We start from the raw sequence: 22663 nt of genomic DNA on the forward strand, positions 1-22663 counted from the left end.
CTCTGCTAACGGAATGGATTCCCCCTCCCCCGCCTTTTTGTTAGGATAGAAGGTGAAAAAGCTAGAAAAGGAGATTCTTCATTGAAACCTTTTACCGAGAAAGTCCTGGCAATTATTCAAAAGATACCAGAAGGGTCGGTCTCGACTTACGGACAGGTGGCGCGCCTTGCAGGAAACCGGAGAGCAGCCAGACAAGTATCGCGCATTCTCCATGCGATGAGTGATAAATACAGCCTGCCTTGGCATCGAGTCGTAAATAGAAACGGAGAAATTGTGCTCTCAGGAGAAGAGCGCGCTCACCTTCAGCAGCTCAAACTTGAAGCAGAAGGAATGACGGTCATCCATGGCAAGGTTTCACTTAACACCTACCAGATCCAGGATGAAGTTGTTCTGAGCTCCTTATCAGATGAAGAAGGATGGTTAGACGATGTTTGAAGTGAAGCCTTACCCGGAATTATCCTGGTCCATATCCAGACATAAAACGATGCTTCAATGTTTAAGAAAGTACGCCTATGACTATTACGCTTCCCACAACGGCTGGTTAAGCCAGTCTGACAGTTTGGCGAAACAAGCTTATCGGTTAAAGAAAATAACGAACTTGGAAATGCATTTCGGAAGCGTTGTCCACGATCTGATCTACCAGACTATCCAACAAGTCCGTAAAGAAGGAACATTCCAATCCGAGGAAGCTTTTACAGAAGAAGTGCGTCATCACTTGAATAGAGGTTTTATCGAATCCATTAAGAAAGAGCATTTGTGGATGAATCGTCCGAAGCACTTTACCATGCTTCATGAAATCTATTACAGCCAGCAGCAAAAGCTCCCGGAACAAAAAGTGAAGAAAATTACCGGGCGTCTTCAAAATACAGTGAAGAATTTCTACGCAAGCCAGACATTCGCAGACGTGCTGAAGAAGGACCGTATGGAGTTCATTGATGCAGAAACGTTCCGGTTCATGAAGAGCGACGGCGTCAAAATATTCGTCGTCATGGACCTGGTCTATAAGGATACATCCGAAAACAAATGGATTATCGTCGATTGGAAAACAGGTAAATCTTCAGAAGAAGACCGGAATCAGCTCGCCCTGTATGCACTCTACCTGAAGCAGAAGTATGACATCGAATCCCTTGATGACATCATCATACGAAATGAATACCTTGTGGAGGGTACGTATGTGGAGCACCAACTGACCGAACAGGATTTAATCAATGTCCAAAACCTCTATCAAGTAAGCATGAAAGAGATGCAGCGTTATTTGGAGGATCCGGAAAAGAACGCTCCCCTTCCTCTGCAGCAGTTTCCAATGCAGGATAATCCGCGTATCTGCGCCCATTGTAATTACCAGGAATTATGCTTCCCCGACTCCCATGTTTAACCCTTTTCCGTTCCGGCTACATAAAGAGTAGTCTTGAATAACCATAAAAGGAGTCGTGATTTTCACATGAAAGTACTAGTTGCAGGAGCAAACGGTCATACAGGTCGTCTTCTCATCCAATATTTAAAAGAAGCCGGCCACGAGCCTTACGGACTGATTCGTAAAGAAGAGCAGAAAGCGATAGTGGAAGAGCTGGGCGGTATCCCTGTCCTTGGCGATGTGACGCGTTCTGATGTCGGGCATGCCGTTAAAGGAATGGATGCCGTCATGTTCGCAGCCGGTTCCGGTTCCAAAACAGGCGATGATCAGACGGAAGCAGTCGACCGGGATGGTGCCGTCAACCTGGCGAAAGCGACGGAAAAACTCGGCATTAAAAAATTCATTATGCTTTCAGGAATGGCGGCCGGTGAGCCGGAACGCGGTCCGAAAGAATTGGAATTCTATATGAAAATGAAGGGCGAAGCAGACGAATACCTGAAGACGACGGAACTCGATTACACCATTGTCCGTCCAGGCGGCTTAACTCATGAGTCCGGTACAAGTAAGATTAAGGTAGGAGATAAATTAGAGAGCGGCACGATATCCCGTGAAGATGTCGCGAAAACAATGATTGCAGCCCTGCAAGAGCCACAGGCCTATCACAAAACTTTTGAAATGATCGAAGGAGACACCCAGATTGAAGATGCATTAAAATCTCTATAAAAAAAGGACAACCCAGCCTTCTTCCGGCTGGGTTTTTCTCGTGCTCCCAAATCCAAAAACCAACCTACACACTCGGAAATGATTTGCATAGAGGTTTTTTTTGTTATAATGTGTATACTTGGCGGCCAAAAGGGAGTTGTGAACATGAAAGGTACGTTGATTAAACAACATCGCAAATTTAAGAATATGACATTGGAAGAATTAGCTTCTGGAATTTGCTCAGTATCCTACTTAAGTAAAATTGAACACAACACAATAAACGCCAGTGACGAGATCTATCGTTTATTAGGACAACGTTTGAACATCAAACTGACCGATATTAACCAAGACTTCGATGAACGTATATATCAGGATCTTCTTGAATGGCACGAAGCAGCACAGATGAGGGACTTTCCACTAATGAAGAAGATGAAGGAGAAGTGCAGAATCTCCCTTGAGGACAATAAGAACATTCTGCTGGTCAACCTTTTCAACGTCATTCTGGTAAGGCATGAAATGACGATGACTGGAAACCCGATTCCTGAACAAACGCTTAAAGAATTGAAAGATATCGTGCAGGATGCTTCCAGTGAATACAGATTTTTCTTCTACAAAACTGTCGGTATTCATTACCTCCTTCAAGGAGAATTACGTGAAGCACTTCGGCATTTCCGTGAAGCAAAGCGGTTAATGTCTACCCTTCCTTGGAAAGAAGGAGAAGTTTATTACCATCTTGCGCTAACCTACTCTAAAACAAGGTCCTATGTAGAATCCACTTACTATGCTTTTCTAGCCTTGGAAGAATACAAGTCCAGTCTCCATTATTCACGAATGGTGGATAATTACATCATCATCGCCATCAACTACAATTCCCTGGGAGTATTGGAAATTGCAGAAGAATTTCTACACAAAGTTTTAAAAGTGGCAAAATATCATCTTCCCCCCGTGGAACGAAGGCGCATCTATCACAACCTCGGTACCAACTACATCTACCAAGAGAAATATGACCTGGCCTTTGAATATTTAAACAAAGCTTATGAAATCCCTACAGAAGAAAGGGACTTCATATCAGGTACCATCTATCTCCTTGCGCTTACCAGCTACCAATCCGGAGATATGGACTTGTGTAAGCAATACATCAGAGATGGGGAAATAGAATCCGAGAAAGATGGACTTCTTAAATTCCAACATAAGTTTTATATATTGAAGAACCGCATCCACGGAAAGACCCGTGACGATGCTTTCATCGATAAATTAGAAAACGAAATCATCCCTGATTTTCGCAGGCTGAATGAATACAAGGACTACAAGGAAGCAGTGGAAATGCTGGCGAACCTGTATTATCAAAAACGAATGTACAAAAAAGCGGCAACGTACTATAAAGAAGCCAACAACTACAAACTTACGCAAAAAGCTGACCTTGTATAAAAAAAACGGAAGCAAAAGCTTCCGTTTTTTTATACACCGACGATGTTCTTCTCCCAGTTTTTAAACTCCAGCTCCTCAAACTTCGCTTTCATCTTACCATCATCAATGTAGAACAAAGCATCATCTAACGAACAATCCACGTCCGCTTCACAATGGATGGCTGCGAGCTTCCGCGACAGATGAAGCATATCGAGATTCTGTTCAATTTTCGTCTTTTGTCCTTTTGTAAGAGCCTCGATATTCTCAAGGATTCCCTCGATGGTTTCATATTGGAGCAGCAGCTTCAAAGCCGTCTTCTCCCCTATTCCCTTAACGCCTGGATAATTATCGCTCGTATCTCCCATCAACGCTTTCAAATCGATCATCTGTGCGGGGGTAATCCCCTTCTCCTCTAAGAAGGAGTCTTCATGAAATTCCGCATAATTGCCGTACCCCTTCTGAAGCAGCACGACACTTACATTCGGTCGAAGCAATTGAAGAAGATCCTGGTCCCCTGTGAGCAGGAAAACTTGGGAATGCTCGCTGTACACACGGCTGAGCGTCCCCATGCAATCATCCGCTTCATAACCGACCTGTCCAATGTTCGGAATATCCAGCGAAGCCACTACTTCCTTCGCAAGGTCGAATTGTGGAATCAACTCTTCCGGTGGTCCTCCGCGGTTCGCTTTATATTCTGGATACAAATCGTTACGGAACGTTTTACTGCCCATGTCCCAACAGCACACGACGTGTGTCGGCTGATACGTGTCGATCGCACGGAACAAATGCTTCATCATCCCATATACAGCATTCGTAGGGGTACCTTTGCTGTTGATCATATAGTAATTACTCATCGCTGTCGCATAGAAAGCCCGGAATAAGAGTGCCATTCCGTCGACGAGTAAAATTCTGTTTGTAGTCGTCATCTTACCCTCTCCTTTATAAACCTATTCTCATTATAACAGGGATAAGCAGTCGTTCGTATCAAAATATTCTCCCCCATCTGCTTAAAATTGACAATTTTCTGATAAAATGATACGTTCAAGGAAAGCACCTGAGTAATTACATAACTTAATTTGTAAGCGTTTGCATTAAATTAGAATCGGGAGGATGAATGAAAATGGTCTATGCATTTCCGAACACAGAAGGCTCTCCGGTACAATTCAAAGAACGCTATGATAACTTTATCGGAGGAGAATGGACGGCACCCGTTAAAGGGCAATACTTCGAAAACGTCACACCGGTGACCGGCAAATCCTTCTGCCAAGTAGCTAGGTCGACAGAAGAGGACATAGAACTTGCACTGGATGCCGCTCATAAGGCGAAAGATGCCTGGGGGCGGACATCTGTGACCGAACGGTCGCTCATCCTGAACAGGATTGCCGATCGTATGGAAGAGAACCTTGAAAAGCTCGCCGTCGCAGAAACATGGGAAAATGGGAAGGCGGTTCGGGAAACGCTGAATGCTGATATTCCTCTTGCTGTAGATCACTTCCGCTACTTCGCTTCTGTTATCCGCTCTCAAGAAGGAACCATCGGCGAAATTGATGAAGATACGATCGCTTACCATTTCCAAGAGCCGCTTGGAGTCGTCGGGCAGATCATTCCTTGGAACTTCCCGATTCTAATGGCGGTTTGGAAAATTGCACCTGCACTTGCTGCCGGGAATGCTATCGTTCTGAAGCCGGCGGAGCAGACGCCTTCTTCTATCCTTTACCTGCTGGAAATGATTGAAGACCTGCTGCCGGCTGGTGTATTGAATGTCGTAAACGGCTTCGGACTGGAGGCAGGCAAGCCGCTCGCCCAGAGTCCGCGTGTCAACAAAGTCGCCTTTACTGGTGAAACGACGACCGGGCGGATGATCATGCAGTATGCATCCCAAAACATTATCCCGGTAACCCTCGAGCTTGGCGGAAAATCACCGAACATTTTCTTCGAGGACGTCATGAGGGAAGATGATGACTTCCTTGATAAGACAATAGAAGGAATGGTGCTATTTGCATTAAACCAGGGGGAAGTCTGTACATGTCCTTCCCGCGCCTTGATTCAGGAGTCTATCTATGACGAGTTCATGGATCGTGCTGTCAAACGGGTGAAAGAGATCAAGACAGGCAACCCGCTCGATCCGGAAGTAATGATGGGAGCCCAGGCATCTTCTGAACAATTGGAAAAGATCCTCTCTTATCTGGAGATTGGTAAAGATGAAGGTGCAGAATGCCTTGTCGGAGGAGCCCGTAATGACATCGGCGGCGACTTCAAAGAAGGATATTATGTCCAACCGACCATATTCAAAGGAAACAACAATATGCGCATCTTCCAGGAAGAGATTTTCGGTCCTGTGTTATCCGTAACGACCTTCAAAGACAAAGAAGAAGCAATGGCCATTGCCAATGACACCCTTTACGGCCTTGGAGCCGGTGTATGGACCCGTGATATGAACACCGCCTATCGTTTCGGTCGTGGCATTGAAGCAGGACGCGTGTGGACGAACTGCTATCACGCCTACCCTGCCCACGCAGCATTCGGTGGATATAAGATGTCCGGAGTCGGCCGGGAAAACCACAAGATGATGCTGAGCCATTACCAACAGACGAAGAATATGCTCGTAAGCTACAGCCCTAAGAAACTTGGATTCTTTTAATCTGAAGCAAAGGAGGAATGACCATGGTGGAACGTGTGAAAGCGACAGCGGAGACGTATGAACTGCTGAATAAGCTGAAAGCGAAGCACGGACCAGTCATGTTCCATCAATCCGGGGGATGCTGCGACGGCAGTTCTCCTATGTGTTATGAAGAAGGGGATCTTTTGATCGGTAGTCAGGATGTGCTGCTCGGCAGCATTGATGATACGCCCTTCTACATGAACAAGAAGCAGTTCGATTATTGGAAGCATACGCAGCTGATCATTGATGTCGTGGATGGCCGGGGCGGAATGTTCTCCTTAGAGGGTGTAGAAGGCAAGCGTTTCCTGACGCGGTCCCGGGCCTTTACAAAAGAAGAGCTGGAAGAACTGAAGGAATCCGAGTCCGTCTAGATCAATTCCACGAAATGGATATCGAGGCAGTCTAAAAAGAGGAAGGAATTCAACCTTCCTCTTTTTTTATGCTTCTAGTACTCTTCGAATTCTGAGAGAAAACGTTCCAGTAGATTTATATACCACTCCGGCTGGTCGTTATGGACCAGGTGCCCGGCAAAAGGGAGGACAGCTGTATGGATGTGATCATAGCCGGAAAAGAGGTGAGCTGCTTTCACTTCCGGTCCATTCTGTTCTCCGGCAAGGTAAAGCGTCGGAACTCCAATTCCCGGCAAAGCCTTCGTTAAGTAAAAGGGATACCAGTTCTCTTCCCTGGATAGATAGATCAGCTCCCGCCAATTCGTATTATGGAGCTGATTAAAGTATTGAACAAACGCTTCTTCCCGCAGGAGCTTCCGTTGATGGTCGACCTCCTGACGGTGCATGTCGCTCCACTTCTTTGGTTTTACTGCTTGAATTCCGGAAATAGTAAGGCTCTTTACGCATTCCGGATACTTGCAGGCAAAACTGAGAGCTGCGAGAGATCCTAACGAACTGGCAGCTATATGTACCGAATCTAATTCGAGTCCGTCCAGTGTTTCCTTTAAATCCTCGCCTGCGTCTTCGAAGTAATTGGTAAAATCACCGCTGAATGAATTCCCGTGTCCCCGCAGATCAGGTCTAATTACCTTAAAGGACTTACTGAAGTGCTCTGCATGCTTTTGGAAGTCACTGCTGCCTGTCTGAAGACCGCTGTGCAGAAATACAAGCGGATCGCCTTCTCCTTGAATATTGGTATACAGCTTCATTTTCCTTCTCCCCTTTTTCTCCATTCATAAACGTATTTCCTTCCCGTCTGGATTCCACCTGCTTTACGGAACACTTTTCTCATCGGTATGTTCCCAGCACTTGTCGAACCCACACTATAAGACGCTCCAAACTGTTCTTTTAATAGATGCAGCCCTTGTACATACAAAGGCAGACTTTTCTTCCTCCCTCTTTCCTCCGGTACGAGACCGAAATAAAAGAACCTGCCTTCCCCTTCTTTTCCCGGCTCGAGGTGAGGCATGAGGACACCGATCGGTTCCTCTTCCTCATAAGCGATCAGGCAGCTGTCCCTGTAAGTTGGGCCGAGTTCATTTGCGACATTGCGCATCTGTTCCTCCATCGACATGGTGGAAGGGGGCATTGGGGGAGCCGGCCATCGTTCTCTGCCATGTCTTTTGAAACACGTGCGGCGGGACATCATGGATGGACCTCAAGATAAAGAGAGAGATTTCCTTTCCCAGCTTATCCAAATCGAAACGCACGAAGATTTTTTCTTCCAAGAAGGTAAATCCGAGTTTCTTCAACCGGGTTTCTACCGTATCATTCATTGCAGAAAGGAGGACACGGACGGAGGAACACCTCCAGATGGAAGCGTCCTTGGACAAAGCTTCCAACACCTCCAACCATTCCTCCGGATCCTCCTTTACAATGGATTCAATAACGATGAAGGATTCCCCCTGTATGTAGGACACCTTTTCCCTCCAGTTCATAGACCCACTCCTTGATCAGTGAAAAGTAAAAATAGAATTAATAGTTCAACTTCCTTTGATATGAGCGGATGATTTCCCTCTCGGTAAATTACGAGTTACCATTAAAAATATGAAAGGAAGTGTTAAGATGAATCGTGAAATTCAATTAGTTCAAAGACCTGAAGCTGTACCAACACATGAACATTTCAAAATGGTCGAAACACAAACACCGGACCCGCAGAATGGAGAAGTACTCGTCAAGCTGCTCTACGCATCTGTAGACCCATACATGCGAGGCAGAATGAATGATACGAAATCCTATGTTGCGCCGTTCCAACTAAACGAGCCACTAGAAGGCGGCGTGGTTGCGGAAGTCGTAAAATCAGAAAGCGATGCTTTGAAAGAAGGCGACGTCATCACTGGAATGCTTCCATGGAAGGAATACGTGATTGCCAAGGCCGATCAAGTACGTAAAGTAGATACAAGCCTGGGGCCTGTGACAACATCTCTTGGAATTCTAGGTATGCCTGGATTGACGGCTTACTTCGGACTCATGGATATCGGCCAGCCGAAACAAGGCGAAACACTTGTCGTATCCGGAGCTGCCGGTGCCGTTGGTTCCGCAGTCGTCCAAATTGGTAAGATCCAAGGACTCCACGTTGTCGGAATCGCCGGATCTGATGAGAAACTTGCCTACGTGAAAGACACGCTCGGCGCAGATGAAGTTATCAATTATAAGAAAGAAAACGTTGCGGAAGCTTTAGAGAAAGCATGCCCGAACGGTGTAGACATCTACTTTGATAACGTAGGTGCCGACATTTCTGATGCGGTTTATCCGTTGCTTAATAAGTTTGCCCGCATTTCTCAATGTGGTGCCATCGCTTCTTACAACGTACCGAACGACCAAGGCCCGCGCATCCAGATGCACCTGATCAAATCCAGTGCGCTTCTTAAAGGCTTTACTGTAGGCGACTATGCAGATCGTTTCTCTGAAGGATTCGAATACTTGTCCAAATGGGTGAAAGAAGGAAAGCTCACCTATGAGGAGACGATTGTGGACGGTTTCGAGAATCTTCCTGATGCATTCTTCGGATTGTTCGAAGGGAAAAACCTTGGTAAACTACTGGTGAAAGTTTCTGAACCATCTTCTAAATAAAAGATAAGACAAGGGCCGTTGGAACAGTTCCAACGGCCCTTTCATTATAAAACAACTTTCACCCTTTTCCAATTTAAGGGTGTTGCAGACTGCTAGACATGTCTGTACATTCCGATTTCCTCCAAAGCCTGGTGCAGCCCAGCCTTAGTATGGACGTGAGCAAAGTCAATCCCCATATCCACCAGCGCTTTTGCCGTTTCCGGACGCAGACCTGTCAATGTTGCGTGGACGCCGACAAGCTCGAGAGCATGTACGACCTGATAGATATAATGAGCAACCACTGTATCGATGACCGGCACTCCTGACACATCGATAAAAAGAAAATCCAAATCCAGTACGGTACTTTTATCAAGTGTGTGTTCCATCATCCACTGCGCTCGTATCGTATCAACTTCCCCGATTAATGGCAGTACAGCCACTCCTTCTGTAATCGGTACGACCGGCACAGATAACTCTTCCAGACGCGTCTCTTTCTTTTCTGTCTCTATCCGGATATTCTCTAAATATACCTGACTGAAGTATAAGGCGACCTTGTCGATCAACGGATTGACAACTTTACATACTTGAAGAATCGAACTCGGGGAGAACCGATTGCCTTCGATCTGGGTTTCGAAAACTTCCCAAAGAGCCCGGCGGACAAATCCGATCGTCTGAAGTGATTGATCCAGCGAGATACCGGCTTCCACTTTCCTCTCCGCCGCCTCTTCCGCCCAACGAAACACTTTATCGTCTACTTGTCCGCTCCCATTCAGAAGCGCTTCTCCGAGATAAACGAACAGTTTCTCCCAGGCAGCTGTTTTGTTATACCCTCTCGGAAATTCCGATCTCCCAATCTCTTCCACCTTGTCTGAGAGCATGACATGGTCGTTTATTAATTTTTCACCGATATACATGTACTCCGTATTCATCATGCATACTCCTCGCGCGGTTATTATTTTGATATAACAAATGTAACATAGATTACCTCCCTTTTAATCCCTTTAAGAGAAGAAAAATAAACTTTATGAACAAAAAAAAGCATCTTTCAAGAATGGAATTCTCCTTGAAAGATGCTCCCTTACCTGCTCATTCATATCTAGGGATATCATAGCGTCCGAACCATTGGTGGCGATGATCGGATACGAACCGGTAGAGCGGGGAACCGATGGTGCTCATCCCGGGTAGAGATAACAGAATACCGAAAACAGAGAACAGCGGAAGGGCCAGCAGCAGTTTGCGGATTGTATGGAACCCCTGAACGATTTCTCCTTCTTTCGTCAACATATGAATCTCTTCCAGAACAGGTCTTCCTTCCAGATAAGGATACCTGTCTGTTTTCTCCGTTTCCTGAACAGATACCCATTTAATACGATTCTGCCAATCGAATGCTCGGAAAGTCTTCTTCACATAGAAACAGAATGGACACTGTGCATCATAAAAAACAATATGTTTCATGACCCCAAACTCCTTTGTTAACCTATGATCATCCTATTCAAAATCCACCCGAATCCACCCACGCACGCTGTTGACCATCCAAACTTCTTCAAAACCGGAGAGGGATGGTTTCTCCAGCACTTTCTCCTCGATCACTCCTTCATCGAGCAGCTTTGCTCTGAATGTCCCGGCAAGCAATCCACTGGAGACTGGAGGCGTATAATACTTCCCCTTATCCTTGACAACGAGATTAGCGAACGTAAATTCCGTCAATTCCTCTCTGGAATTCCATAGTAAAGTGGCGAACATCCCCGGTTTCTGATGCTGTTCGTAAACAGTCCTGTGAGTCGTCTTATGATAAAGAAACGGATCATCCTCATCCACCGCCTGATCGGAAACACCGCAGACGACAGGCCCATGAGGCGGGTCAATAGAATGTACTTCTACAGTACTCTCCCCGTTTCTATCCACTAGTAAACGGACTTTAAATGCTCCATGCGGATGAAGGCGCATCTGCTCTTCCAGCTTGCTCTTCACCGAAGATTCATCCAGACGAAAATCAAAATAATCTGCTGAGTGGCTCAATCTTTGAAGGTGGTAAGAAAGCAGATCCATCCTTCCATCCTCCAGGCGCATCGTTTCCAAAAGCCGGAATTCAGGACGATTTTCCTTCAGCAGTCTCGCTTTCGTATGAAGTTCTTCATACTCTCCCTCCGACGTTGAATCCCACGTCACTCCGCCGCCTGTACCATACACGGCCTTATCCCCTTCCAACATGACCGTTCGGATCGGCACGTTAAAGACAGCCTCTTTCTGTGGTGTCATATATCCGATCGCACCACAATAAACGCCTCGCGGGGACAATTCCAGCCGGGAAATATACTCCATCGTACGAACCTTAGGAGCACCAGTGATAGACCCGCATGGGAACAACGCTTGAAAGATGTCACCCATGCGGCAGATGTCAGGAAGCTCTGCTTCTATCGTTGATGTCATCTGATGAACGGTGGGATATGTCTCCACATCAAACAATCTTGGCACTCGTACCGAACCAGGACGGGCAATACGGCCGACGTCGTTCCGGAGCAGGTCAACGATCATCAAGTTTTCCGACCGTTCCTTTTCTGATTCCACCAACTGCCTCTTCCTCTGCTCATCCTCTTCATAAGTTCTCCCCCTCGGAGCCGTACCCTTCATCGGTTTTGTCGTGATAGTCGAACCGTCAATCCGGAAGAACAGTTCCGGAGACGCAGACAGGACGCGTCGTTCTCCCATATGCAGATAAGCACTGTATTTAGCGCGCTGATTTTCAACTAGCTGACGGTAAAAAGCATAGTCCTCCCCTTTAATCGCCGCTCTTAATCTGGTCGTATAGTTCACCTGATAGGTATCTCCACGCTCAATTCCTTCCTTGATCTTCCCTATCCCTTCTTTATATGTCTCATAATCACCGATCGGCTGCCAATCAGAGACAGAGAAAGAACCGCACCTGTCTTGATCGCCACTGTCTTCCACAGGACCATCATAGACGCCGAACCAGACTAAGGGCCAATCTGTCTCCGTGTGAACAGTAAAGGACTCGTCAAAGGCCGGAGCTGCCTCATAAGCAATATACCCAGCGACGTAGTACCCCTGATTAAGCAGCTCGTCTACTCGTGCAAAGATCTGCTGGACTTCTTCCACACTCGCTGCGGTCAAAACTTCAAGAGGATGCCGGAACCATTGAGGTGTGACCTTTCCTTCCTTGTCCGCAAACTCAAACAACAGGGAGCCTTCTTCGATCATATGCCGGCCACTTCCAAGGACGCACGTTTAAAAACAACCGCCTGACGATACGCACGCTCAAGCATCTCCATCCCAAACTCCGTCAGAATCGATTCCGGATGGAACTGGATCCCTTCAACAGGCAGTTCACAGTGCCGGACAGCCATAACTACTTCATCCTCTGAGACCGCACTAATTTCAAAGACTTGCGGCAGCCTGCTCGTGGATGCTTTCAGGGAGTGGTAGCGGGTCACCTTGATCCGCTCCGGAAGATCACGGAAAATCGTGCGCCCGTCATGTGTCATTTCCGTCACTTTCCCGTGTACGGGCTGCTCTCCCTTTTCAATCACCCCTCCAAAATGCTCCACAATCAGCTGATGCCCAAGGCAGATGCCGAGAATGGGAATGGTTCTGCTGCAAAGGGTAAGAACTTCCTTGGCTACACCTGTTTCTCCCGGATTTCCAGGACCTGGCGCCAGCACAATTAGTGTAGGGTCCAGTTGCTGTACCTCTTCCGCTGTCACTTCATCATTGCGGAAGACGCGGACATCCTCCTCCATTGTTTGAAAATATTGGGCTAAATTATAAGTAAAAGAATCATAGTTGTCGATGATCACAATCATAAGTGTCGTTCACCTTTCATCCTCTTTTTTTGAATCCATTATACTATGCCTGCAGAAGATTGGTAGGACCGATCTTCAAAATCTCTTCCCTTCTGCCCTTTATTGGAAAAAAGATCGTAAAAAGCAGTAACCTGTATTAAAATGTAGAGAAAGATATACGATGATTAGGGGGATATCATGTTCAAAGAAGTCATACACTCGAAGAGCATCTGGCTGCAGGTCGCTCTCATCCTCATCGGTGCAACGATGCCGCTCTGGCTCACGGTCGAACGATCCGGGCTCGCATCCGTCCTTGAGGATTTGGATGAGACGCCTTCCGGAAGTACCTTAATGCTCGCCGCCTTCGGACTCGTCTTATTAAATACCATCAGGGCTCTTCCTCATTACCTTGGAGCCTTACTGCTTGGAGATGAGCTCGGGGATAAGTTACAGCGCCCGTGGCTGAAAGTAGTCATCCCGCTTCTTATCATTCCTCTTGTCTATGCTGTCATCAACGGGTATAATTCCATAAACTATTATTTTGGCGGACCGGCTCTTTTTCTACTTGTCTCCATTTCCATACTCCACTTTCTTGGAAAAGGAAGGCTGCGGCCGCTGTTCAAATCGATTTTGTTCATTCAACTGCTGTTCGGAGCCCAGTGGCTTGATATGGTTCTGTTCCTGACCGCTTTCGGATTCGGCGGCGGGGAGATTTCCCTTCAGGTGAAGGCAGCAGCGGAAGCACTCGGGTTCGGAACGACACTTAATTTCTACAGCCTCGTTTTCTTCCTTGTTTTTGTTACCAATGCGACGGTTCTGGGCGTTTATTTGATCGTCTCAGAACAGCGGACAAAAATGAGGCAGGATCTCGATATCGCCCGCCTCGACATGGTGGAATCAAGATCAGGACGGGAAGCTCTGCACCTAGTGCATGACTTGAAAACACCTTTATCCTTAATGGAAGGCTTAAATTCTCTCATCCAGATGAAAACGCAGGATGAGGACATTCGGCAGTACACACAGAAGATTTCCGCCTCCATTCAATCTACCAGTGATATGGTCTCGGAAATCCTCTATCATGAGAAGAAGAATTGGTGCTCTTTGAAGACGTTCATCGAATACGTCCGAGCCAATAAATTATCGGATGAACCGATCTATCAATTTGAATTAGAAGCGAAAGAAACGATTGAAATTTACATTAACAAGATACGAATGACGCGAGCGCTGGTGAACTTGATAGATAACGCAAGCGATGCCGTCGCCGGGAAGCAGGACGCCAAAGTCATTATCGCCACTAAGGTATCCGGTAGTAACATCCAGATCGGTGTCAAAGACAATGGGCACGGGATCAGCCAGGCAAATATTAATAAAATATGGAATGCCGGATACAGCACCAAATCACACCCAGGCGTCGGACTGACCTTTGTGAAGAATGTCGTTCAGGAACATGGCGCTGACCTTTCTATTGAAAGCCAGCAAGGGGAAGGAACAGCATTTTGGATTCATTTACCGAAGGAGAGAGTACGAGATGAAAATATTGATCATGGATAATGATGAATCACTGCGGTATATGCTGACAGAGTTTTGCAGGCATGCCCAGTGGGAATCGGATACTGCAGAGAACGGCCGTCAGGGAGTGGCTAAATTCCTGGAAAATTCCTATGACGTCATTCTGGTAGACTATCATATGCCGGAGATGGACGGACTTCAAACCGTAAGGGAGATCCGCAAACACAATTCGGTGGTACCCATTCTTGTATTGACGGTGGATGAACGGCAGGAGATCGCAGACAAATTCCTGGAAGAGGGAGCGACGGATTTTGCCTTAAAACCGGTAAAAGCACCTGATTTGATTTCACGAATCAAGCTTCATGCCCAGATTGCCAACATGAAGCTCGTACAAGAGGATGAAGAGGATGTCTTTACCGCGAAAGGTATCAGCCGCGGTACGCTGCAGTCGATTTCCGATTTTCTCAAGAAAAACAAAGAACCGTATCCGGTCGACTATATTTCCAAAGAGATCGGATTGGCCTATCCGACGGTTTATCGTTATCTCATGCACCTTCTGGAAGAAGGAAAGGTCAAGCAGGTCGTCAGTCATCAAAAGATCGGCAGACCGAAGAAATTGTATCAGTGGTACGCTCATTGATGCAGGGAACGATCTCATATATCGTATAAAGGAGGAAGAACATGCGCAGTGGAAATCCCATTTTAAAGAACGATACGTTTCAACGCCGGGGTGAGATGGGCGCGACGATGACCCTAGGGGGTACAGTAGCGAAAATCGCACTCTTATTCCTTTTCTTATTAGGAACAGCTTTCTATACATGGTACCAATATACTCAAGGCGTCGACGTAACGATGATGATGATGATCGGAGTGATCGGCGGATTGGTGTTCGCCATCATAACAGCATTCTTTCCTAAAGCGGCACCCGTAACAGGGCCGATCTATGCGGCATTGGAAGGTTTCTTCATCGGCGGTATTTCAGCCTTTGCCGAGGGAGCATACTCGGGGATTGTCATCCAAGCCGTTAGTCTCACCTTCGCCGTTATGGCAGCCCTGTTGTTCCTTTATGCCACAAGAATAATTAAAGTGACACGCAACTTCCGACTGATGGTCGTTTCCGCGACGTTCGGAATCCTAATTGTTTATTTGATCAATTTCATCATGAATTTCTTCGGTGCCTCGGTCCCCTATCTTCATTCCAGCGGACCTGTAGGTATCGGAATCAGTTTGTTCATCGTAGCGATTGCCGCACTGAACCTTGTTCTCGACTTCGATTTCATCGAGCAGGGAGTCAACCGTGGGGCACCGAAGCACATGGAATGGTACGGAGCCTTCGGTTTGATCGTAACGCTCGTATGGCTCTACATTGAAATTCTAAGACTCCTTCAAAAAATAAGACGATGATTACTAACAAAGAAGCAGCCCCATACCGGGGCTGCTTCCAGCCATTTTTATAAGACAGGGCTGCGGATAATGGAACGCTTTCCAAGAGGCGATTCATTATCCGCAGCTTTTCTATAATTTATAAGACGCGCAGCTTCTGTTCTTCATGAAGGGCGACGACGTCCCTCAGGTAGGCAAGCAGTTCATCCTTCAGCTCTTCGCGCTCCAGAGCGAAATCGATGGTCGTTTGGACGAAACCGACCTTCTCCCCAACGTCATACCGGCGACCTTCCATATTCCAGGCATACACGGGATTGGTACGGTTTAACCGATCAATCGCATCCGTCAGCTGCACCTCTCCCCCTGCCCCAATCTCTTGTTTATCCAAATAAGCAAATATTTCCGGAGTAAGTACATAACGGCCGATGATTGCGAAATTGGATGGAGCCGTCCCCTGCACCGGTTTTTCTACAAAACCACCGACCTCAAACTTCCTGCCCGTGTTGGCTGTCGGGGCAATTACTCCATATCGGTGGGTTTCTTCGGGGGCAACCTCCTGGACAGCGATGACAGATGCTCCCGTTTCATCGTAGACGTCCATCAACTGCCGGATACCCGGGTAATCGGACCTCACAATATCGTCTCCCAACAAAACCGCAAACGGCTCTTCACCAATGAACTTCCTTGCACACCAGATGGCGTGCCCCAGTCCTTTCGGCTCTTTCTGACGGATGTAGTGAATATCAGCAAGCCCTGAGCAGTATTGCACTTCCTCCAGGAGCTCCCACTTGCCTTTCTTCTTCAAATTGGCTTCCAGCTCGAAGGCGTGATCGAAGTGGTCTTCAATCGAGCGTTTCCCTTTCCCGGTCACGATGATGATTTCCTCAATGCCGGCAGCTATTGCTTCTTCTACGATATACTGAATGGTCGGCTTATCGACAATCGGCAGCATTTCTTTCGGCTGGGCTTTTGTAGCAGGAAGGAACCTTGTTCCGAATCCAGCAGCAGGAATGATCGCTTTTTTAATGTTCATCGTTCTACCTCCTGGTTTATGGGATCAAGCCGTATGTCTTCCTCTTAACGTCCAAATCTGATAAAGCATCAGTAATGACGTGTACACGGTAAGGAAGGTCAAAATTGTCCAGCCTGCATCCAAGTATGGATAAACAGCCGTTTGGACCTTCTCACTGGTAAAGAAATCCCTGTGTGTAACGGCTACATAAACGAGCGCGCCGATCAAGACAATGACTGCCAGCATCCCTTCTACAATCTTACTCTTCGTCTGCCCGCGCTCTGCATTATACTGGACTGCCCATCCATCCTTCTTATGGGCAGACAACTTACCAAGCCAAACGTTGGAGAAGGTGATGAAGTTTACCCATAAATAAATCTCAGGGCTGATAAGCAGCGCTGCCAGAATCACATCGATCGGCCTGTGCATCGGCGTCTTCAGAGCAAGAATCGTATTAAGGATCGAAGCAAGCGCAACGGGCGTCAACCATATCCACGCCCAGTAAAATTGATCAGTCGTAATAGATACGAGCAGAAGGGTAAAGAAGATAAGACGGATGGATAGATCAATCATCGTCTTGATTTGTGACCGCCAGATTTTCGCCCTGTGCTTTGATTTCACCCCGATATCGTTATTCGTAAGTAATTCGACCGTTCCTCCCTGCCACTTATTACGCTGCTGACGAAACGTATGATAGGACCTCATAGCATCAACGAAGCAGCGGGCTTTGGGACTGATCAATGTCTTCCAGCGTTTCTGTATCTGCCATGTAAGCAGCATATCCTCTACATCACTTTCATCCTGCCATGGACCGTCGAGTTTGTTCTCGTCTACGATATCCTGCAGCGCTTCCGGACGGAACAGGGTCGCCTGACCTCCAAGAACGTATGTGCTTCCTCCCCTGTATTGCAGATCGAGCAGCCAGCTCGCCATGTCCTGCTTCTGCTGGTGCGTCCACCATCTTGTCACAGGACCTCCATACTGACCGCTCGCCAATAGTTCTTCATAACGAACATCATCCTTCGAAAGCAGGCTCTTCTTCTTAGGCATTCTCATCGTGTACTTGGCCATAACTCCACCGATATTACGAGCACTCATCAATCCTTCCCAGAGTTCTGCAAGAGCATCCGGAGCAAGACGACTGTCCGCATCCATGCCGAGGATGGCTTTGACCGAACTCTTATAATATTCTTCATAGATCGTCGGTTTTTTGTTATACAAGTCCAGCGGATCGCCATAAATACTCTTCCAGGCAGAATTCAATGCTCCAACTTTGCGTTGTTTATTATTCTCCGTTGTCAACACTTTCAAGTTGAGGTTGAACTCTTCACCGGCAAGGAGTGCGATTTCTTCTGTTCTGTCAGTACAGTTATCAGCAATGACGATGACGTCCAATTCCACATCTTTCGGCAGGGTCTGGTCCCCGAGTCCTTCGAGGCAGTCACGAATCGACTTTTCTTCGTTATGTGCAGGAATGAAGGCAGTAATACGAGGCTTCATGTACGTATGTCTTACACCAGAAATATTCAATGAGGGGGATTGTTCGTTTACATTAGGAATAGTCACTACATTTTCCATATCTTAACCTCCTGATTTTTCATGACGGAGTCCAACAAATGACACGTCCAAAACGATGGGTGGAAGACCGCCTCCTCTGTTCGTTTTAACGAATGTTACTTTGATTATAAGATATTTTATGAAAGTGTCAAAGCTAAAATTTCCCCATAAATCCTCTATAACGAACATAAAATGAGTGTTTATGGCTTATTTTCTCAATATATCTACTTTTTTCTTAGTTTATCGACAAAACCTTTTCATTATAGTGAACAGACAACTAAAAAAAGAACCCTAAAGGGTTCTTTTTAAGAGAATATGAATGCTTTTTTATCCGATCACCGGAGGCTGTTTTTGTAAAAAATCCTCAATGAACAACCTATGCTTTTCAAACATTTTCTCAGGCAGATCGTGCAGAGGATAGAATCCTACATCCAACGTCTCGCTGTCCCCTTCATTCAATTCCCCTTCAAAATCTCTGCAGGTAAAAAGAACTTGTACGAGGGCAGCCTTGTCTCCATTTGGGAATGTCTTATGTAAGGAGGTTCCTGAGTAAACACCGAACAATTCCATTTTCCCGAGATCCAGTCCCGTTTCTTCTCTCGTTTCCCTCCTCGCTGCATCTTCCACAGTTTCGTCCATTTCCATAAAGCCCCCCGGGATCCCCCAACTGTTTGTATCCGAACGGAGCTGCAGCAGGATTCTATCCTGTTCGTCAAGAACGAAGACCCCGCTCACTGTCATAATTACCCGCTGCTGTCCGACCATAGAGCGTAAATAACGGATGTAATCCATATGTATTCCTCCTTACTGGTTCACGCCTTCCAGTTATCACCTGTCTTCTTCCGTAGAGACAGAGATTCTGCTTCTTCCTCGTTCTTTAGCGTCATAAAGGGCTCTGTCCGCCCTCGTCATCAAATCATTCCTGTCCCGTCCGTGATCTGGGTAAATAGAAATCCCTATAGAAGCACTGATATGGATAGCGCGGCCCTCTTTGAAGATAGGTTTCGTGATACTGTTCATGATCCGATCGGCCACTTTATTCGGCTGATCACCCGATGTTATACTGGTAAGCAGGATGACGAACTCATCACCGCCGAGCCTGGAGAGTGTATCAGAATCACGCAGCTTCTGTTTCACACGTTTGGTGAAGATGACAAGTATTTCATCTCCGATCTGATGTCCATACCTATCATTGATTTGTTTAAAGTTATCTAAATCAATGAAAAGGAGAGCAAGCATAGACTGATCTTCTTCCGCCTGTTCGAGTTCGCTGTTCAACTTATCAAAAAAGTACCTTCTATTTGCTACATTGGTAAGTTGGTCATAATAGGCCATCGTCTTCAGTTTTTCCTGCTGCATCCTTCGCTCGGAAATATCCCGGCACACGGTTTGTACCGCCTTTTCTCCGGAATAGTGTACAAGTCCCCCGTGTACTTCCACTTCCATGCATGTGCCGTCCACTTTGACTAGTTGACGTTCAATCGGTCCCTTAACCTCCAAACCGGCAAACAGACGCCTGAGACGATCCCTTGTTTTCTCCTCGTTTTCCCCTGAGAAATATCTTTTTATATCCTGTCCATATACGTCTTCCGGTTTATTCACCCCGATCATATGAACGGCCGTCTGATTAATATAGACAATTCTATCATCCTGATCGTGAACGAACACTGCATCCGGTGACGTCTCTACGAGAGAACGATAGCGGTACGCATCCTCCATCCACATCTCTATACTGCCCGCACCTCTCCTCGCTTTCCCATCTATGGAAATGCAATAGACGGCCTCCGGTTTCATGCAATATAATTGATAAGGCTCCTGAAATGGGGAAGAAGGTTCTTCGGCTATAGGTACCACCTGTCCGTTCTTTCGATCTGCCGCTTCACACACACGACACAGATGATTATACATTGCTGCGTGGTCCGTTTTCTTCAGGATGTTCCCTTCCATCCCGGGGTACCTCTCCAGCAAACTTGGGTTCACATAAAGGAACAGAAAACAGTCCTCCTCCTTCTTCACAATCGCTATACCGTCTTCCAATTGTTGAAAAAGGCTTTTCATCCATCTCTCGTTTTTAAACAGACCGGGAAGGTTGTCCATGCAGTTACCCTTCTTTCTTTATCTTCAATTAGTAATAATAAATAGTCGCTATAGAATTATAGCACTTTATAACGAATAAAAACTATTGCGATCTGCATATTTTACCCAATTTTCTAAACAATCAGATATATATAACAAAAAAAAGCAGAGCACCTCGATTTCGTGCCCTGCTCTCTGTTTATTTTGGTGTCATGAAAAGCTGCGTCCAATACGTTGTGTATCTTCCATCACCCTTCACATAACCGACACCGATATGCGTAAAGTCTTCGTGAAGAATGTTGGCACGGTGGCCGTCACTGTTCATCCAACCTTCCACTACCTGTTCCGGCGTCCTTTGACCTGCAGCAATATTCTCACCAGCTGCCCTATAGTCGAAATCAAATTGGTTCATCATATCAAAAGGCGAACCGTAAGTCGGCGATTCGTGGCTGAAGTAGTCTTTATCCGATAAATCCTGCGATTTAACCTTGGCCATACCGCTTAACCGATTATCTATTTTTAACGGGGCAAGGCCGCGCTGCTCCCGTTCTTCATTGACAAGCGCTACAACTTCCTTCTCGAACTCATTCGGTTGATAATCGTCGATGGACCCTTCCTCAGCTGCCGGCTCTGCCTGTTCTTCCACACCATTATTTTCCGCCTGCGGCTGCTCCAATTCAGAGTCCTCTACGTATTTCCATTCGATTCCGTCAAAGAAAGAGCGTAGATCCTCCCCGAATGTTTGAACTTCCTGTTTCACATCCGTACCTTCGACCAGGCCCTGAATATGACGGGTCACCTTCTCATACGATTCTTTCGGGTTATCTTTCCATTTCCATATATCTTGAGCAGAGACAGGGGTTGCAACGACGATGATGACAAGTAAAGCAATCAGAAACAATAGTAACTTTCTCATGGTGGTTGTCTCCTCGTTTAAATAGTATAGTCAACTTCCGTGTCACGGCGTCTGCTAGCTAGCGACGCGCTTCCTGCAGACGTCCCTTATATATTTCTACTTTCTTCAAGTCAATGTCCAAGTCACGGGCATACTTCTTCAACCGCTTCTCCTCGACCGGATTGACGAGTGACACAACCGTGCCCTCCTCCGATCCAATCCTTCCTGTACGACCAGCTCTATGAATGTAGGAAGTTCTGTCCTTAGGCATGTCCAAGTTAATGATGCAGTTGATTTCCTGGATATCCAACCCCCTGGCCGCTACATCTGTCGCTAACAACAATGGGTACTGACCCTGGCGGAATTCCCGGATCGCCTTCGCCCGATGTTCTTTTTTTGCATCACTATGCAGGAGGCCAATGTCCAGCTTATGGTAAGTCAGCTTCTCTGCCATAATATTCAGCTTGGCGATGTCTTGAAGGAAGGCCAGGCCGAAGAAACCATCTGTATAGGACAGTTTACGAACGAGCTCCACTTTATCACGGTCGGAGCAAGCAATATAGGTGTGGGTGACTGCCGGCTTCTGAGCCTCTTCCTGCACCCGGATTACCTCAGCGTCTTCCTTCATAAAGCTTTGAGCTACATCAATGACCGTATCCGGCAAAGTAGCAGAAAATAGCAGGATCTGCGTATCCTTCCTTGTGCTTTTCAACACATTCTCAACCGTCTGAATATGCTCAGGGACAAGCAATTGGTCCGCTTCATCCATCACGACCGCATGCATTTCATGTGCTTTCAGCTTCTTCTTCTGAATCAGCTCGTACACCCTTCCCGGTGTCCCGACCACAATATGAGGTTTCTTCTTCAGCTTATCGATCTGACGCTTCACGTTCGCTCCGCCGATCAAAGTAGTGCTTGTCATACCGCTGTCTTTTGTCCATACCTGTATTTCCTGATGAATCTGCATCACCAGTTCATGAGACGAAGCCATGACCAAAACCTGCGTCTGCTTCTTCTCCGCGTCCACCTGCTGGATTAAAGGCAGTAAATAAGCAAGGGTTTTACCACTTCCGGTCGGCGCCTCCGCAAGGACGTCTTCTTTATTTAAAATAAATGGGATGGCCTGCTCCTGTACATTCGTGAAAGTGTGGAAACCAGAATTCTTCCACGCCTCCTTAAGCGAAGGGGATAGTTCAGCAAACCAAGGCTGTTCTTGTTGAGTCATAATCTATATCTTTCCTTTCCTCATTCCATAAGGCTCCGTCAATGCTTCCGGGAGCTGTCTATAAAAAAATAGGCCTCTT

The 22663-nt window shown here is 46.6% G+C and carries 24 protein-coding genes; 10 read left to right on the top strand and 14 right to left on the bottom strand.

The window, feature by feature from the left end; genetic code table 11:
- Nucleotides 1-81 precede the first annotated feature (81 nt).
- The 4 genes from M662_RS18160 (at nucleotide 82) to M662_RS18175 (ending at nucleotide 3484) form a co-directional block, all read left to right on the top strand.
- On the top strand, nucleotides 82-435 hold the full coding sequence (locus tag M662_RS18160) for an MGMT family protein (RefSeq protein WP_008639952.1): 354 nt from the start codon (nucleotides 82-84) through the stop codon (nucleotides 433-435).
- On the top strand, nucleotides 428-1375 hold the full coding sequence (locus M662_RS18165) for a PD-(D/E)XK nuclease family protein (protein ID WP_008639953.1): 948 nt from the start codon (nucleotides 428-430) through the stop codon (nucleotides 1373-1375). Before M662_RS18160 ends, M662_RS18165 begins: the two co-directional genes overlap by 8 nt.
- Nucleotides 1376-1441: 66 nt before the next feature.
- Nucleotides 1442-2077, top strand: coding sequence for an SDR family oxidoreductase (locus M662_RS18170; RefSeq protein WP_008639956.1), 636 nt, complete (start codon nucleotides 1442-1444; stop codon nucleotides 2075-2077).
- A 144-nt stretch (nucleotides 2078-2221) separates the two neighbouring features.
- Nucleotides 2222-3484, top strand: a complete 1263-nt coding sequence (locus M662_RS18175) for a tetratricopeptide repeat protein (RefSeq protein ID WP_026577785.1) — start codon at nucleotides 2222-2224, stop codon at nucleotides 3482-3484.
- 29 nt (nucleotides 3485-3513) lie between these two features.
- Here M662_RS18175 and M662_RS18180 read toward each other — a convergent pair whose 3' ends face one another.
- A complete protein-coding gene (locus tag M662_RS18180; protein ID WP_026577784.1) occupies nucleotides 3514-4389 on the bottom strand; it encodes a 5'-3' exonuclease in 876 nt (291 codons plus the stop codon).
- Nucleotides 4390-4583: 194 nt separating this feature from the next.
- On the opposite strand from M662_RS18180, the gene exaC reads away from it, so the two are divergent.
- Together exaC and M662_RS18190 are read left to right on the top strand one after the other, a co-directional pair.
- Nucleotides 4584-6104 (top strand): acetaldehyde dehydrogenase ExaC, encoded by a 1521-nt coding sequence (gene exaC, locus M662_RS18185; protein WP_026577783.1) that lies wholly within the window; start codon nucleotides 4584-4586, stop codon nucleotides 6102-6104.
- A 23-nt stretch (nucleotides 6105-6127) separates the two neighbouring features.
- Entirely contained in the window at nucleotides 6128-6496 is a 369-nt protein-coding gene (locus tag M662_RS18190; RefSeq protein WP_008636865.1) for a DUF779 domain-containing protein, read from the top strand.
- A 74-nt stretch (nucleotides 6497-6570) separates the two neighbouring features.
- Here the strand turns inward: M662_RS18190 and M662_RS18195 are convergent, their stop codons facing one another.
- From M662_RS18195 to M662_RS18205, 3 genes are read right to left on the bottom strand one after another with little or no spacing between them, the layout of a single operon-like run.
- A complete protein-coding gene (locus tag M662_RS18195; protein WP_026577782.1) occupies nucleotides 6571-7284 on the bottom strand; it encodes an alpha/beta fold hydrolase in 714 nt (237 codons plus the stop codon).
- A complete protein-coding gene (locus M662_RS18200; protein WP_026577781.1) occupies nucleotides 7281-7631 on the bottom strand; it encodes a hypothetical protein in 351 nt (116 codons plus the stop codon). Before M662_RS18200 ends, M662_RS18195 begins: the two co-directional genes overlap by 4 nt.
- Complete coding sequence (locus M662_RS18205; protein WP_026577780.1) at nucleotides 7612-8013, bottom strand: hypothetical protein; 402 nt, start codon at nucleotides 8011-8013, stop codon at nucleotides 7612-7614. Before M662_RS18205 ends, M662_RS18200 begins: the two co-directional genes overlap by 20 nt.
- A 127-nt stretch (nucleotides 8014-8140) precedes the next feature.
- On the opposite strand from M662_RS18205, the gene M662_RS18210 reads away from it, so the two are divergent.
- Nucleotides 8141-9148 (top strand): NADP-dependent oxidoreductase, encoded by a 1008-nt coding sequence (locus M662_RS18210; protein WP_026577779.1) that lies wholly within the window; start codon nucleotides 8141-8143, stop codon nucleotides 9146-9148.
- Nucleotides 9149-9240: 92 nt separating this feature from the next.
- Here M662_RS18210 and M662_RS18215 read toward each other — a convergent pair whose 3' ends face one another.
- The 4 genes from M662_RS18215 to M662_RS18230 all read right to left on the bottom strand — a co-directional run bounded on the left by M662_RS18215 (nucleotide 9241) and on the right by M662_RS18230 (nucleotide 12948).
- Nucleotides 9241-10056 carry an STAS domain-containing protein gene (locus tag M662_RS18215; RefSeq protein WP_008636860.1) on the bottom strand — a complete coding sequence of 272 codons (816 nt, stop codon included), beginning with the start codon at nucleotides 10054-10056 and terminating at the stop codon, nucleotides 9241-9243.
- 157 nt (nucleotides 10057-10213) lie between these two features.
- Complete coding sequence (locus M662_RS18220) at nucleotides 10214-10582, bottom strand: thiol-disulfide oxidoreductase DCC family protein (RefSeq protein ID WP_008636859.1); 369 nt, start codon at nucleotides 10580-10582, stop codon at nucleotides 10214-10216.
- A 33-nt stretch (nucleotides 10583-10615) separates the two neighbouring features.
- Nucleotides 10616-12346, bottom strand: a complete 1731-nt coding sequence (gene pabB / locus M662_RS18225; RefSeq protein ID WP_026577778.1) for an aminodeoxychorismate synthase component I — start codon at nucleotides 12344-12346, stop codon at nucleotides 10616-10618.
- Nucleotides 12343-12948 carry an anthranilate synthase component II gene (locus tag M662_RS18230; protein ID WP_008636857.1) on the bottom strand — a complete coding sequence of 202 codons (606 nt, stop codon included), beginning with the start codon at nucleotides 12946-12948 and terminating at the stop codon, nucleotides 12343-12345. The genes pabB and M662_RS18230 overlap by 4 nt, the downstream gene beginning before the upstream one ends.
- Nucleotides 12949-13125: 177 nt before the next feature.
- Between M662_RS18230 and M662_RS18235 the strand changes: the two genes are divergently transcribed.
- From M662_RS18235 to M662_RS18245, 3 genes are read left to right on the top strand one after another with little or no spacing between them, the layout of a single operon-like run.
- The gene (locus tag M662_RS18235) at nucleotides 13126-14478 is read left to right on the top strand and encodes a sensor histidine kinase (RefSeq protein WP_026577777.1); all 1353 of its coding nucleotides are present in this window, start codon (nucleotides 13126-13128) and stop codon (nucleotides 14476-14478) included.
- The gene (locus M662_RS18240; protein WP_008636853.1) at nucleotides 14456-15076 is read left to right on the top strand and encodes a response regulator; all 621 of its coding nucleotides are present in this window, start codon (nucleotides 14456-14458) and stop codon (nucleotides 15074-15076) included. Before M662_RS18235 ends, M662_RS18240 begins: the two co-directional genes overlap by 23 nt.
- A gap of 41 nt (nucleotides 15077-15117) precedes the next feature.
- Nucleotides 15118-15840 (top strand): Bax inhibitor-1/YccA family protein, encoded by a 723-nt coding sequence (locus M662_RS18245; protein ID WP_008636852.1) that lies wholly within the window; start codon nucleotides 15118-15120, stop codon nucleotides 15838-15840.
- 118 nt (nucleotides 15841-15958) lie between these two features.
- Here the strand turns inward: M662_RS18245 and galU are convergent, their stop codons facing one another.
- From galU to M662_RS18275, 6 genes are all read right to left on the bottom strand, one after another.
- Nucleotides 15959-16852: a UTP--glucose-1-phosphate uridylyltransferase GalU gene (gene galU, locus M662_RS18250; protein ID WP_008636851.1), complete on the bottom strand. Its 894-nt coding sequence runs from the start codon at nucleotides 16850-16852 to the stop codon at nucleotides 15959-15961.
- Nucleotides 16853-16876: 24 nt separating this feature from the next.
- Nucleotides 16877-18409, bottom strand: coding sequence for a glycosyltransferase family 2 protein (locus M662_RS18255; protein ID WP_026577776.1), 1533 nt, complete (start codon nucleotides 18407-18409; stop codon nucleotides 16877-16879).
- A gap of 306 nt (nucleotides 18410-18715) precedes the next feature.
- Nucleotides 18716-19180, bottom strand: a complete 465-nt coding sequence (locus M662_RS18260; protein WP_026577775.1) for an NUDIX hydrolase — start codon at nucleotides 19178-19180, stop codon at nucleotides 18716-18718.
- A 36-nt stretch (nucleotides 19181-19216) separates the two neighbouring features.
- Nucleotides 19217-20485 carry a sensor domain-containing diguanylate cyclase gene (locus tag M662_RS18265; RefSeq protein ID WP_026577774.1) on the bottom strand — a complete coding sequence of 423 codons (1269 nt, stop codon included), beginning with the start codon at nucleotides 20483-20485 and terminating at the stop codon, nucleotides 19217-19219.
- Between the two features lie 178 nt (nucleotides 20486-20663).
- Nucleotides 20664-21380 (bottom strand): CAP domain-containing protein, encoded by a 717-nt coding sequence (locus M662_RS18270; protein WP_051348889.1) that lies wholly within the window; start codon nucleotides 21378-21380, stop codon nucleotides 20664-20666.
- Between the two features lie 58 nt (nucleotides 21381-21438).
- Nucleotides 21439-22584: a DEAD/DEAH box helicase gene (locus M662_RS18275; protein ID WP_008636839.1), complete on the bottom strand. Its 1146-nt coding sequence runs from the start codon at nucleotides 22582-22584 to the stop codon at nucleotides 21439-21441.
- Between the last annotated feature and the right edge of the window lie 79 nt (nucleotides 22585-22663).

It is taken from the genome of Bacillus sp. SB49, from assembly GCF_000469135.2.
In the GTDB taxonomy this organism is placed as follows: Bacteria; Bacillota; Bacilli; order Bacillales; family Halobacillaceae; genus Halobacillus.

What these genes read in the sequence shown, in the direction of transcription:
- M662_RS18165 (WP_008639953.1), top strand. Translation starts at nt 428, where the DNA reads ATGTTTGAAGTGAAGCCTTACCCGGAATTATCCTGGTCCATATCCAGA.
- M662_RS18170 (WP_008639956.1), top strand. Translation starts at nt 1,442, where the DNA reads ATGAAAGTACTAGTTGCAGGAGCAAACGGTCATACAGGTCGTCTTCTC.
- M662_RS18175 (WP_026577785.1), top strand. Translation starts at nt 2,222, where the DNA reads ATGAAAGGTACGTTGATTAAACAACATCGCAAATTTAAGAATATGACA.
- M662_RS18180 (WP_026577784.1), bottom strand. Translation starts at nt 4,389, where the DNA reads ATGACGACTACAAACAGAATTTTACTCGTCGACGGAATGGCACTCTTA.
- exaC (WP_026577783.1), top strand. Translation starts at nt 4,584, where the DNA reads ATGGTCTATGCATTTCCGAACACAGAAGGCTCTCCGGTACAATTCAAA.
- M662_RS18190 (WP_008636865.1), top strand. Translation starts at nt 6,128, where the DNA reads ATGGTGGAACGTGTGAAAGCGACAGCGGAGACGTATGAACTGCTGAAT.
- M662_RS18195 (WP_026577782.1), bottom strand. Translation starts at nt 7,284, where the DNA reads ATGAAGCTGTATACCAATATTCAAGGAGAAGGCGATCCGCTTGTATTT.
- M662_RS18200 (WP_026577781.1), bottom strand. Translation starts at nt 7,631, where the DNA reads ATGCGCAATGTCGCAAATGAACTCGGCCCAACTTACAGGGACAGCTGC.
- M662_RS18205 (WP_026577780.1), bottom strand. Translation starts at nt 8,013, where the DNA reads ATGAACTGGAGGGAAAAGGTGTCCTACATACAGGGGGAATCCTTCATC.
- M662_RS18210 (WP_026577779.1), top strand. Translation starts at nt 8,141, where the DNA reads ATGAATCGTGAAATTCAATTAGTTCAAAGACCTGAAGCTGTACCAACA.
- M662_RS18215 (WP_008636860.1), bottom strand. Translation starts at nt 10,056, where the DNA reads ATGAATACGGAGTACATGTATATCGGTGAAAAATTAATAAACGACCAT.
- M662_RS18220 (WP_008636859.1), bottom strand. Translation starts at nt 10,582, where the DNA reads ATGAAACATATTGTTTTTTATGATGCACAGTGTCCATTCTGTTTCTAT.
- pabB (WP_026577778.1), bottom strand. Translation starts at nt 12,346, where the DNA reads ATGATCGAAGAAGGCTCCCTGTTGTTTGAGTTTGCGGACAAGGAAGGA.
- M662_RS18230 (WP_008636857.1), bottom strand. Translation starts at nt 12,948, where the DNA reads ATGATTGTGATCATCGACAACTATGATTCTTTTACTTATAATTTAGCC.
- M662_RS18235 (WP_026577777.1), top strand. Translation starts at nt 13,126, where the DNA reads ATGTTCAAAGAAGTCATACACTCGAAGAGCATCTGGCTGCAGGTCGCT.
- M662_RS18240 (WP_008636853.1), top strand. Translation starts at nt 14,456, where the DNA reads ATGAAAATATTGATCATGGATAATGATGAATCACTGCGGTATATGCTG.
- M662_RS18245 (WP_008636852.1), top strand. Translation starts at nt 15,118, where the DNA reads ATGCGCAGTGGAAATCCCATTTTAAAGAACGATACGTTTCAACGCCGG.
- galU (WP_008636851.1), bottom strand. Translation starts at nt 16,852, where the DNA reads ATGAACATTAAAAAAGCGATCATTCCTGCTGCTGGATTCGGAACAAGG.
- M662_RS18255 (WP_026577776.1), bottom strand. Translation starts at nt 18,409, where the DNA reads ATGGAAAATGTAGTGACTATTCCTAATGTAAACGAACAATCCCCCTCA.
- M662_RS18260 (WP_026577775.1), bottom strand. Translation starts at nt 19,180, where the DNA reads ATGGATTACATCCGTTATTTACGCTCTATGGTCGGACAGCAGCGGGTA.
- M662_RS18265 (WP_026577774.1), bottom strand. Translation starts at nt 20,485, where the DNA reads ATGGACAACCTTCCCGGTCTGTTTAAAAACGAGAGATGGATGAAAAGC.
- M662_RS18270 (WP_051348889.1), bottom strand. Translation starts at nt 21,380, where the DNA reads ATGAGAAAGTTACTATTGTTTCTGATTGCTTTACTTGTCATCATCGTC.
- M662_RS18275 (WP_008636839.1), bottom strand. Translation starts at nt 22,584, where the DNA reads ATGACTCAACAAGAACAGCCTTGGTTTGCTGAACTATCCCCTTCGCTT.